Below are 10595 nucleotides of genomic sequence, written 5' to 3'. Positions count from 1 at the left end.
CGGTCTTAGGCGACTTTCTCGGCTTCAGCCTGCACGAGGAAGGCGCGATCGTCGGCGTACGGCTCGACCGCATCGAGGGCGTCCTGCGTTCCGATCTGGTTGAGTGCCCATGCGGCGCTGGCGCGCACCGTATCGGATTCGTCGTTTTCGAGCACGTCCGACAGCGGCGAGATCGCACGGGTGTCGCCGATCAGCCCGAGCGAGCGGGCGGCGGCACTCCGGACCTCGGGGTTCTCGGAGGTGAGCCGGTCGGCGACGGCCTGGGTGGCCTCCTCGCTCCCGACCTCCCCGAGCGCCTTCAGCGTGACGAGCTGGAGTTTGGGGTCGCCGTCGGAGCCCGCGTATTCCGTGAGCATCTCGATGGGTTCGTCGCTCCCGATCTTGCCGAGCGCCTTGATCGCGGGTTTATTGCGCTTCTGGGCGCGCTGGGTCATGACGTCGAGGGCTTCGACCGATCCCATCCGGGTGAGCGACTCGACGCAGTGGCGCTCCATGAACTCCGAGTTGAGCTGGTCGAGCGCGAGCAGGATCGGCTCGGGCTCGCCGCGCTTCTCGTAGACCTTGATCGCGTGCCACTCGGGGGGGTAGTCCTTGCGGTGGTCGAGCACGTCGTAAAAGCCGTGGGCCGTGAGCTTCTCACGCGTACTCAGGTCGTCCCACCCCTCGGCGGCGTCGAGTCCCGACTGCAGTTCCTCGACCGCCTCGACGAGTTGGGCGATCTCCTCTTCGTCCTCGTCGGGATCGAGCGAGGCGTCGCCGACGGCCGCCGCGGCGGTCTCGAGGGTCGAAACGAGGCTCGCGGGCTCCTCCCCGTCGAGGCCGAGGTCGGTTCCGAGGATCTCGTTTTCGCGCTCGACGAACTCCCGGACGGGCGCGACGAGTTCGTCCTCGCCCGCCTCGGTCCAGCGGGTCTCCTCGATGGTCGTTCCGGCCTCCTCGATCCCCTCGATGACGTCCTCGCTGTAGGGTCCGCGCTGGGATTCGAGTTCGTCCTGCAGGTTCGAGAGGCGCGATTCGAGCGCCTCCTGGGGGTCGTCTGCGTCCTCGTCGTCTCCGTCGCCCTCGTCGGGTTCGGGCAGGTCGGCCTCCTCGATGTCGTTGCCGATCGAGACGAGCGTCGCCGAAACGTCGTCGAGGTCCGATTCGGTTTCGGCCTCCTCCAGGGCGGCCTCCGCGCCGTCGAGGCGCTCGGAAAGCGTCTCCTCGGTGAGGGGCTCGATCAGCTCGGTCGACTCCTCCCCTTCCGTGTCGTCCTCGGCCGCATCGGAGTCGCCGTCCTCCGCATCCGCCTCGTCGTCCTCGGTGTCGTCGTCCTCCTCCTGTTCGTCCGTGGCGCTCTCGTCGATCGCCTCGGTTTCCTCGGCCGCATCGCTCTCCTCACCGTCGGTGCCACCGGTCTCCTCGGCGTCGTCGGCCTCGGCTGGCTCGTCGTCGGGCTGTTCTTCGGGTTCCTCGCCCGACGCCGCCTCCTCGGCCTCGTCGGAGGGAACCTCCTCGCTTTCGTCGGGGGCGTCCTCGCTCATACCGTGAGGTGCGGCCGAACGGCCTATGAGCGTTTCCCTTCCCCATCGCGTTCCGCCTCGCCCCAGTAGAGCCACGGCCCCAACAGGAGGTACGCGAGCGACAACGTCAACAGCGCAACGGGGAACATCCCGCCCTGAAACCCGGGAATCACGACGGCGAGCACGTGAACGACGCCCATCAACAGCGCGTCCCGGGCGAGCAGGTCGGGATACTCGATGGGCGAGACCATCAGATAACAGAACGCGGCGGTGATCGCGAGCACCGCTGCCGGGGTCTCGACCCCCGCGAGTACCGCCGCTCCGAGCGTGGTCGCCGCGAGGGTGCTCGGCACGCCGCCGGTCGTCGTGCGGGTCGCGTCGTAGGCCGTATACAGCCCCAGTCGGACGACCGCCATCGCGACGAACAGCGCGGGAATCCCGAAGGCAACGGCCCGTTCGATCGCGGAGCCGAGGTCGTCGCCGACGATCGCGACCACGAGCATGGCGGGGGCAACGCCGAAGGAAGCGACGTCCGCGAGCGAATCGAGGTATGGCCCGACCCGCGTGCCACCGTAGCGCCGGGCGAGTACGCCATCGACACCGTCGAGAACCGCCGCGAGCAGAACGAACTGCGCCGCGAGCGCCACGTCGACCGTCGCGACCGCGGCCGACAGAAAGCCGAGCGCGGCGTTGCCCGTCGTGACCGCGTCGGCAACCCCCAACCGGCCGACGAAACGGGGCGCGAAGTCCATACCACCCGCTCGCACACCGCACTTTTATCCGTTGTGAATCGGGCGCATGCAGGGTCGCCGCGTCCCGACACCGGCGACCGACAGCCTATAGGCTCGCCGGATCCGAGTCGATCGTATGCAACGGCGCGCGTTCCTCGCTGCCGTCGGCGGCGGCTCGCTTGTCGCTTTAGGGGGCTGTACCGCCATCGCAAGTCTGACCGAGAGCCACGACATCGGGATGAGCGCCCACGAGTTCCTGCCCGACGCCTACACCGTCGAAGTCGGCGACACCGTGACCTGGGAGAACACCGGTTCGCGGGCCCACACCGTCACCGCCTACGACGGCGGTCAGCCCGAGGGGGCGGTCTTCTTTTCGACCGGCGAATTCGAGGGCGAAAACGCGGCTCGAAAGGCGTGGTACGACGACCGCGAGGGATCGATCTACACCGGCGATCGGTTCGAACACACCTTCGAGACGCCGGGCGAGCACGAGTACTACTGCATCCCCCACGAACGCGGCGGGATGATCGGTCGGATCGTCGTCGAAAAGTAGCGAACGCGACCGAGTTACGCCTCGACGTCCGTTTCGTCGACGTCGACGGCCGTTTCCTCCTCTTCTGCGACCTCTTCGGGTCGGGCTTCGAGGGTGAGCTTCTGAACCTCCACCCGGCGAAGCGGGTAGATCGTCTTGGCCTCCCCGTAGATCGCACTCGAGAGGCGTCCCTCGATGATGCTGTCAACGAGCCCTTCGAAGGTGCGCTCCTCGCCGGCCTCCTCGACCATCTCGATCATCCGCTTGCGGATGGCGTGTTCCTGGCTGTGGTCGGCCTTCTTGGTCGTGAAGGCGACGGGCTGGACCTGAACGCGGTAGTCGTCGGTCGTCAGCACCGTGACGTAGGCGTCGATCTTCGAGGCGCCCCGTCGCACGAGGCTGCGCAGGTAGTCGCGCGTGAGTTCGTGTTTGATGAACTCGGTGTACGCGGCGTCGCTGCCCACGTCGTTGATCTTGAACGTGAGCTTGATGTTGTTCTCGCTTGCGTTGTTCGTCAGCTCGCCGAGCGTCGTCTCGAGGTTACGCTCGAGGAGCTGGTTCGGTTCGTTTGCAGGTGATTGGCCGAGCTCCGCCCGGTCGAACTGCTCGGGGGCGTGCACGGTGTACCACCGCTTCTGTTGCTGCTGTCGGGAAACTGATCGTTCACTCATGATTGGGTGTCGTCTGTCGGTCTGAGAGCTGTGCCACCTCGTCGGCGACCGCGAGGTTTACGACGTAGTCGTCGGCCGTCGTCCGCAGGCCGCCCGTCGAATCGCGCGTGATCGTCGTTACCACCCGCTCGTCGACCGTTCGCGTCTCCATCTCCGGTGTGTTGTCCGGCGCGATCGAGCGCGCGACGAGCGCGGGATCGTCGTGTGTCGTTCGGATCTCGATTCGTCTCATGTCATTGCCTCCCTGAACGCTTCGAGGAACGCCTCGGGCGGGCAGTCGAACTGGGCAACACCCCGCGAAAGGGTGCCCCCGCCGGTTCCGTCGATCGACGCCGCGGCCCCGGCCATCGCCTCGCCGATCCCTTCGTCGCCCGCCGCCCCCGCCTCCGTCTCGGAGACGACGAGGGTAACGGGCTCGGGCGAGCGAAAGTTCCGAACGAGCCGGGCGACCGTCTCGACCGGCCCCTCGGCGATACGGGCGACGAACAGGCCGTCATACCGGCCCGTGTCGGCCTCGCGGATCGCACTGTGGGCCGCTTTCGAGTGGGCGCGCCAGGCGTCGAGCGCGCTCGTCCGCACGTCGTGACCCATTGCGAGCGCGAGGGCGATCCCCGGCGCGTCGCGAGCGAGACAGTCGAGTACGTCCGCGAGCCCCTCCGCGGTTTCGAAGGGACCCTCGGGGGTGGCGTGCGGGCGAAGCGCCCGCTCGATCGCCGTCGCGGCGCGCTCGCTCGCCGATTCCGAACCGACGGCGTCGAGCGCGGCCAATGAGGCTACCATCCGGTCGTCGTCGGCGAGTTCCGCGAGTTCCGCGCCGGCCGCGGTCTCCTCGCCCGAGAAACTCGCGTGAAACAGCGTCGAGTGGGCAAGTCCATCGGCCAGATCCGCCGTGGGAATCCCCACGCCGGTCCGTCGTTCGAGATCGGTCTCGGGGTCGTCGCCCCCGAGCAACCGACTCGCGAGCGCGAGACCGGGCTCCGGGTCGTGGTCGAGTTCACGTGCGAGGTCGGCCGCGACCGCGCCGGCCGGGCGATCCGCCGCGAACCCGTCGGCAAAGCCGATCGGAACGGTCGCTTCTTCGGGCAGGTCCTCGGTAAGCGGGACGACGCGGGCCTGAAACGGGATCGATCGGGCCGCGAGCGCTCCTAAGAGCACTCCGGCAGCCGCGATCGACTCGCCCTCTGCACGCGGAGCTACCCGGACGAACTCCGAGTCCGCGAGGCGGGCGGCGAGATCGCGTTCCGATCGACCCGTGACGGCCATTATTCGAGGATTTCCTGGGCGTTCTGGTAGGTGTAGCGGAAGTCCGCGGGCAACTCGTCGCCGCGGTAGTAGTTGACGAGCCGTCGGACTTTTGCCTCCGTGTTCTGGAGTGCGCGCTTGTTCTGGGCGTCCTGTTGGTTGTCCTGCATGTGTTCGCGCAGGCGGATCGCCCGCTCCATCAGGTTCCGGAGGTCCTCCGGAACGTCGGGCGAGGCGTCGTTCTCTTCGAGGATCTCGCCGAGCTTCTTGTCCGTGGCGAGCTTGACGTTCGGGATCGGGGTTCCCTTGACGCCCTCGTCGCGCAGCTTCATACCGATCTGGCTGGGGTCGTGTCCCTGTTCTGCGAGTTCGACGACGCGCGATTCGATCTCGCTTTCGTCGACGTCGCTCCACTCCGGTGGTTCGTCTGCCGCCGGCCTGTCCGAACCGGACGAGCCGCGACGGCGTGTATGCATTCGTGCCATAGTCGAGGATAGGAACCGCACAGACCGCAGACGGCACGTTACGTGCACTACCGCAATCCCAAGCCACGAGATGAGAACCCGTGGCGAGTCGGATTTGCGGCCGTGCTGTTCCCATCGTAGATCGTCCACCCGGCGGCTAAAGGGTTGCGACTCCCGCCGGATGAAGGGATGCGAACGGGGTTCGAAGCGTTTATGATTCTACCCCGGATAGCGGGGAGTGCGAGGGCTCGTAGATCAGTGGTAGATCACTCCCTTGGCATGGGAGAGGCCCCGGGTTCAAATCCCGGCGAGTCCACTCCGATCCGACTCGATTTGCGCCTGCTCGGGTCGGTTTTTACTCTTCCATTCGTATAACTCGAAGTTCAGCGGACGTGTCGAAAGACAGTCATAAGGACCAAACAAAGAGAAGAATCTGGTGACGATTCGTTACTTACTCTCTATTCGTCCGGACAATCGTCCTCAGGTTCCGGCTCCGGCTTTTCCTCAGGACAGTCGTCCTCCGGTTCTGGTTCTTCTTCCGGGCAGTCCTCATTTGAGGACGCATCCGAATCACCTGTCCCGTCATCTCCGTCGTTGTCCTGGTCTTCATCCTCGATCTCCGAGTCCGACTCACCCTCTAAATCATCGGATTCCGACTCGTTCTCGTCCCCATTCTCTTCCGTCGGACCTTCATCATCCCCTGAGCTGTCCTCTTCGTCACCCGACTCATCCGGGCTTCCGGTCTCATCCGTGGAAGCAACTACATTGCCTTCCGGTGACAACAACGCAACCACATCCGGATTCTCATTGTTCAGGACCTCGCCCTCATACGGGTCTTCAAGCGACACATCACCCTCGTCGCCCGCACCCGTCGCAACTGTCACGGAGTCACCAGCCTCGATGATGACCTCGCCCGCGAGCGTACGGGTTTGGTCGACTTCGCTATCCCCGCCCGCCTCGAAGTTCATCTGATAGCCCGTGAGGTCAACCGCCGAATCACCGTTATTGACGATGGTAACTGTCTCCGCCTCTGCATCCACGTCAAGCGATAAGCTCAGTTCCGACTGCGCTATTCCCGGACTCGTCGCGGAAATACCCATAACTGCCGCTGATACGGCGATTCCGGTTTTGAGTACCGTCCGCCGACCGATCCCACTCTCGTCCGCTGTATTCGTTTTCTGTTGTGGCATCAAAGACACCACATCGATCAACAGATCATCCCGGATTAAATATAATGCAACAATTCACAATTCAACCAGTAGTAGTTAGTATACGAATCGAGGGTGGATGCCACGGTAGAGAAAGACGGAGATCCGACGGGAGAGGACGGGACGGTTTCCAACGGATCTATTAAACCCTGACGGGATTCGAAGGGGATCCTACTCGCGGATCGTCCCTGTGTTCGGCTTGAATCGGATGGCCGAATCAGACGTGGGTGTCGATCGTGGCTGTGACTCGCTCTTCGTACTCGGCCGACGAGATCTCCCCGTCGTTGTACTGCTCTGCCCACTCGGATTCGATGTGGTAGTCGGCGATACGTTCGCCGGTGGTCGCATGATATATGGTCGCCTCCAGTCGCTCACTCCCGTAGCCCTCGCCCGTGAGATCGGCATACGATCCCGCGACTATGGCACCCTCCGCTTCCACTACCTCCTCGTCGGTACGACTCGTCTCATAACCGAGAGAGAGGGTGTCTCCCTCCTGCTCGACACTGGAGACGTCGATCCCCTCGTCCCGGAGCGACTCCTCGAAAGCAGTCACGTCGGCGGTCTGTGCCGTCTCGTCGGAGGTTTCCTGGTCATCCGGTTCGTTCATCGTCTCCCCTTCAGCAGCGTCGTCCTCGTCCACTCCGTCATCATCCTGGCCGTTCGTTTCCCCTTCGCCTTCGCTGGACACCGCAGTGTCCTCACTTTCGTTCGTAGCCTCGTCCTTCTCTTCGGCAGCCTCCTCCTCGTTCAACTCATCACTATCGACCGTCCCTTCATCGCCCGTTTCGTTGGACTCGGTAGATCCCTCTGTGGTGGATGACGATTCGTCAGAACCACTGCCACCGTCATCAGCGGGATCGACCCCGTCTTGGGCCGCACCGTTCCCGTCCGACTCCGGTCCACTCTCGGTCTCGTCGCCGTCGTCCCCCAATCCGGTACATCCCCCACTCATCACGAGGACGACTGCGAAAACGATCGCAGCGACCGTTCCGCGTGAAACCATCACCGCCATCCCTCTGCTAGCCGACGTATCGTGTCCGGTTCGACCATGTCACGAAATATATTGCTAACTGACAATAACCTTTCGGATAACTATACTATCAAATATATAATTGAGAAGTTGTATCTATTTTTTTAAAGGTATTTACAATTGAAACGGAGTTTTGTAGCGAACGGAACCGGGCCAGAAACGCTCCACGGAGGGGACGCTGTCGGAACGAGATATCTAAACCCCTCCCGTCCCACGCACCGTTATGAGCGATCGCCACCGGCTGACGAGCGTCGAGACGGTCGAAGCGGAGGGTACATGGCTCTTTACAGTGCGGGACAACTACGATGAGGACACCGAAGTGCTGCTCGTTCCCTGCGGCGATCCCGATCGAGAGGCCGTCGAGGCCTGGGTCAACCGCTGTACTCACGAGGCTCAGAAACTCTACCGTGAGGGCGTCGGCGCGGTCCTCCGAGGAGGCGAGGTGATCTGTCCGAAACACGGGTCGAGCTTCGACACCTGTTCGGGCTACTGCGACAACGGCGAAGCCGCCGAAACCACGCTCGTCTCCGTCGAGACGGAGGTCGAGGACGGACAGGTCTACCTCACCGACGAGGACGCACGCTTTCTCTACGAGGGACCGAGCCTGAGCGACGACGACGGCGACGGCGGCCCGAGTTCGACCTCGCATATCTCGCTGTAGTCGACGACGGTCCTGCCGCCGACCGCAGGCTTTTGGTCGCGAGTCACCGCAGTACTCCCGATGGAAGTCGCCATTCTCACCGTCGGAGACGAGGTGCTCGCGGGGGACACCCAGAACACGAACGCGACGTGGCTTGCGGGCGAGCTGACCGATCGGGGTGCGACCGTCGCGCGCATCCTCACCGTCCCCGACGATCACGATCTCATCGTCGAGGTCCTACAGCGCTGGAGCGACCGCTTCGACGCCGTGATCGTCACTGGCGGGCTGGGCGGAACCCATGACGACGTCACCGCCGACGCGCTGGCGGCCGCCTTCGACCGCGCCCTCGTCGTCGACGAGACCGCCCGCGAGGACGTCATCGAGTCGGTGGCGGCCTACCGCGACGCGAATCCGGAGACGGTGGCGGCCCACGACGTCGACATCGATGTCGACGCGTGGGCCGCGCTGCCCGAGGGCAGTCGCGTCCTGTTGAACCCCGAGGGACTCTGTCCGGGCTGCGTCCTCGAGAACGTCTATGCGTTCCCGGGCGTGCCCGACGAAATGAAGGCGCTGTTCTCGTCGGTAGCCGCCGAGTTCGGCGGCGAAACCGACTCACGAACGCTCTACACACCCCAACCCGAGGGGTCGATGCTCGACGCGCTGGCGGGCGTGCGCGAGCGCTTCGACGTGGCGGTCGGGAGCTACCCCGCGACCGAAGGGAAAAACCGCATCAAACTGTCGGGGACGGATCCCGAGGCGCTGGTCGAGGCGACCGACTGGCTCCGCGGGCACGTCGAGGTCGACGAGGAGTGACTCACTCGAACGCCGCGGCCGACTTCCCGTCCTCGAGGATCCGGTAGTCGGTCTCCCCACAACAGCCTCCCTCGGACCCGATGGGGTGGACCGTCTCATCGGGCCAGACACGTACGGGTACCAGTTCGCCACAGCCGTCACAGACCGCGACCGCCTTCTTCTTCTCCTGTTCGGGTTCCGTCATCATCGGGACGGTACTGCACGCGGTAGCATTAGGGTATCCATCCATCGTGTGGGAATGCGAGCCATCCTGAAACCGGCCTCGACTGCCGCGTAACCAAGGGCTTTGATGCCGAATCGGCTAGTTTGGGCGAGTTCTGTGAGCCGTGTTTCGAACCCCGTCAAAGTGCTCATTCTGTGGGTCGGGCTGGCGCTCACGCGCGCCGGCCTGATCGACCGTCACCGCGCGCGCCGGATCACGGATCTGGCGTGGCCACGAGTAGTGACGGGTATCGCCCGGATGTCGAAGAACGCGGTCGACGTGGCGATGGTCGGGATCGCGGCCGGCTCGGGGGCGATCGCGGGCGTGGGTTTTGCGGGATCGTACTGGGGGCTGGCCTTCGCGGTCGGCGGCGGGGTCGCCGGCGGGACGATCGCGCTGGTCTCCCAGTCGTTCGGCGCGGACGCCGATGGGGAATTGGGGCGGGCGGTGCGATCGAGCGCCCTGCTGGTCGTCGTTCTCACCCTCCCGGTCACCGCGGGCCTGTGGGCCTTTTCGACGGGACTACTCGACCTGATCAGCAACGACCCCGAGGCGATCGAACTCGGGAGTCGATACCTGCGGGTCGTCTCGGTGGGGGTTCCGTTTGCGGCGCTGAACCTGATCGGCAGCCGGACGCTCGTCGGCGCGGACGACGCCTACACCGCGATGCTCGCGCGGGCGGGCGGGGCGGCCGTGAACGTCGGGATCAACGCCGTGTTGATATTCGGGCTCGACATGGGCGTCGTCGGCGCGGCGATCGGGACGGTCCTCTCGAACGTCGTCGTCGCCGCGACGTTCGCGACGGGGCTGGTGTTCGGCCGAGCGCCCGTCGTCGGGGCGTTCCCGGTCACCGTCTCCCCGACCGGCCGTTATCTCGACGGCGGAATGGTTCGCCAGCTCGTCTCGATCGGCCTGCCAGTGATGGGCCGGAACCTCGCCTGGCGGCTCGCGGACTTCCCGCTGCTCGCGATCGTCGACGTCTTCGGCCAGAACACCGCCGCGGCGTACGTGATCGCCCGGCGGATCTGGGGGATCATGAACACGCCCGGCTGGGGCTTTGGCCTCGCCTCTTCGAGCCTCGTCGGCCAGGAACTGGGCGACGGCGACGAGCGCACCGCGGAGGCTTACGGCCGGGAGATTGTCCGCTTCGCGGTGGCGGTCTACGCCGTCTCGGCGGTACTGATCTTCCTGTTCGCCGAGCCGATCGTACTCGCCTTCGTCGACGATCCCACGACCTCGACGGTGCCGATCGCCGTCTCGCTGGTCTATGCCGCCTGCGTCGCGACCGTCCTCCAGGGCGTCTCGAAAGGGGCTGCGGGCCCGCTCGACGCCAGCGGCGACACGCGCTGGCCGTTCTACAGCCAGGCGATCGGGATGTTCGCGTTCTCCATCCCGCTTGCCTACCTCGGTGCGATCACGTCGCTCGGCCTCTGGGGGCTGTACCTCGCGTTCGTCGCCGAGACTGCGGTTCCGGCCGTCATCAACTACCATCGCTTCGCGACCGGCAAGTGGAAGGTCATCAGCCGGTCGTACGGGCCGCAGGGGACGCCCGGGGACTGA

At 65.0% G+C, this 10595-nt stretch carries 13 protein-coding genes and 1 tRNA gene; 5 read left to right on the top strand and 9 right to left on the bottom strand.

Annotation, left to right across the window (positions count from 1 at the left end; translation table 11 throughout):
* Positions 1 to 5: 5 nt before the first annotated feature.
* Together EAO80_RS02080 and EAO80_RS02075 are read right to left on the bottom strand one after the other, a co-directional pair.
* Positions 6 to 1523, bottom strand: coding sequence for a HEAT repeat domain-containing protein (locus tag EAO80_RS02080; protein ID WP_245998404.1), 1518 nt, complete (start codon positions 1521 to 1523; stop codon positions 6 to 8).
* A gap of 23 nt (positions 1524 to 1546) precedes the next feature.
* A complete protein-coding gene (locus tag EAO80_RS02075) occupies positions 1547 to 2254 on the bottom strand; it encodes a protein sorting system archaetidylserine synthase (protein ID WP_122088283.1) in 708 nt (235 codons plus the stop codon).
* 115 nt (positions 2255 to 2369) lie between these two features.
* On the opposite strand from EAO80_RS02075, the gene EAO80_RS02070 reads away from it, so the two are divergent.
* Entirely contained in the window at positions 2370 to 2786 is a 417-nt protein-coding gene (locus EAO80_RS02070) for a plastocyanin/azurin family copper-binding protein (protein WP_122088282.1), read from the top strand.
* Between the two features lie 14 nt (positions 2787 to 2800).
* Here the strand turns inward: EAO80_RS02070 and EAO80_RS02065 are convergent, their stop codons facing one another.
* The 4 genes from EAO80_RS02065 to EAO80_RS02050 are packed head-to-tail and all read right to left on the bottom strand — an operon-like array spanning position 2801 to position 5163.
* The gene (locus EAO80_RS02065) at positions 2801 to 3436 is read right to left on the bottom strand and encodes a 30S ribosomal protein S3ae (protein WP_122088281.1); all 636 of its coding nucleotides are present in this window, start codon (positions 3434 to 3436) and stop codon (positions 2801 to 2803) included.
* On the bottom strand, positions 3429 to 3668 hold the full coding sequence (locus EAO80_RS02060) for a KEOPS complex subunit Pcc1 (RefSeq protein ID WP_122088280.1): 240 nt from the start codon (positions 3666 to 3668) through the stop codon (positions 3429 to 3431). Before EAO80_RS02060 ends, EAO80_RS02065 begins: the two co-directional genes overlap by 8 nt.
* Positions 3665 to 4699 carry an exonuclease RecJ gene (locus EAO80_RS02055; RefSeq protein ID WP_122088279.1) on the bottom strand — a complete coding sequence of 345 codons (1035 nt, stop codon included), beginning with the start codon at positions 4697 to 4699 and terminating at the stop codon, positions 3665 to 3667. Before EAO80_RS02055 ends, EAO80_RS02060 begins: the two co-directional genes overlap by 4 nt.
* Positions 4699 to 5163: a 30S ribosomal protein S15 gene (locus EAO80_RS02050; protein ID WP_122088278.1), complete on the bottom strand. Its 465-nt coding sequence runs from the start codon at positions 5161 to 5163 to the stop codon at positions 4699 to 4701. Before EAO80_RS02050 ends, EAO80_RS02055 begins: the two co-directional genes overlap by 1 nt.
* 223 nt (positions 5164 to 5386) lie before the next feature.
* Here EAO80_RS02050 and EAO80_RS02045 point away from each other — a divergent pair.
* Positions 5387 to 5458, top strand: a tRNA-Ala gene (locus tag EAO80_RS02045).
* A 142-nt stretch (positions 5459 to 5600) separates the two neighbouring features.
* Here EAO80_RS02045 and EAO80_RS02040 read toward each other — a convergent pair.
* Both EAO80_RS02040 and EAO80_RS02035 read right to left on the bottom strand, forming a co-directional pair.
* Positions 5601 to 6332: a lamin tail domain-containing protein gene (locus tag EAO80_RS02040; protein ID WP_122088277.1), complete on the bottom strand. Its 732-nt coding sequence runs from the start codon at positions 6330 to 6332 to the stop codon at positions 5601 to 5603.
* 235 nt (positions 6333 to 6567) lie between these two features.
* Positions 6568 to 7353 carry a hypothetical protein gene (locus EAO80_RS02035; protein WP_162993834.1) on the bottom strand — a complete coding sequence of 262 codons (786 nt, stop codon included), beginning with the start codon at positions 7351 to 7353 and terminating at the stop codon, positions 6568 to 6570.
* Between the two features lie 250 nt (positions 7354 to 7603).
* Between EAO80_RS02035 and EAO80_RS02030 the strand changes: the two genes are divergently transcribed.
* Positions 7604 to 8041 (top strand): Rieske (2Fe-2S) protein, encoded by a 438-nt coding sequence (locus tag EAO80_RS02030; protein ID WP_122088275.1) that lies wholly within the window; start codon positions 7604 to 7606, stop codon positions 8039 to 8041.
* Between the two features lie 60 nt (positions 8042 to 8101).
* On the top strand, positions 8102 to 8833 hold the full coding sequence (locus EAO80_RS02025) for a competence/damage-inducible protein A (RefSeq protein ID WP_122088274.1): 732 nt from the start codon (positions 8102 to 8104) through the stop codon (positions 8831 to 8833).
* Position 8834: 1 nt separating this feature from the next.
* Here the strand turns inward: EAO80_RS02025 and EAO80_RS02020 are convergent, their stop codons facing one another.
* Positions 8835 to 9020, bottom strand: coding sequence for a hypothetical protein (locus EAO80_RS02020; RefSeq protein WP_245998402.1), 186 nt, complete (start codon positions 9018 to 9020; stop codon positions 8835 to 8837).
* A 132-nt stretch (positions 9021 to 9152) separates the two neighbouring features.
* Between EAO80_RS02020 and EAO80_RS02015 the strand changes: the two genes are divergently transcribed.
* Positions 9153 to 10595 carry an MATE family efflux transporter gene (locus EAO80_RS02015; protein ID WP_122088273.1) on the top strand — a complete coding sequence of 481 codons (1443 nt, stop codon included), beginning with the start codon at positions 9153 to 9155 and terminating at the stop codon, positions 10593 to 10595.

It is taken from the genome of Halalkalicoccus subterraneus (assembly GCF_003697815.1).
In the GTDB taxonomy this organism is placed as follows: Archaea; Halobacteriota; Halobacteria; order Halobacteriales; family Halalkalicoccaceae; genus Halalkalicoccus; species Halalkalicoccus subterraneus.
This window is presented reverse-complemented; position numbering and strand designations above follow the sequence as displayed.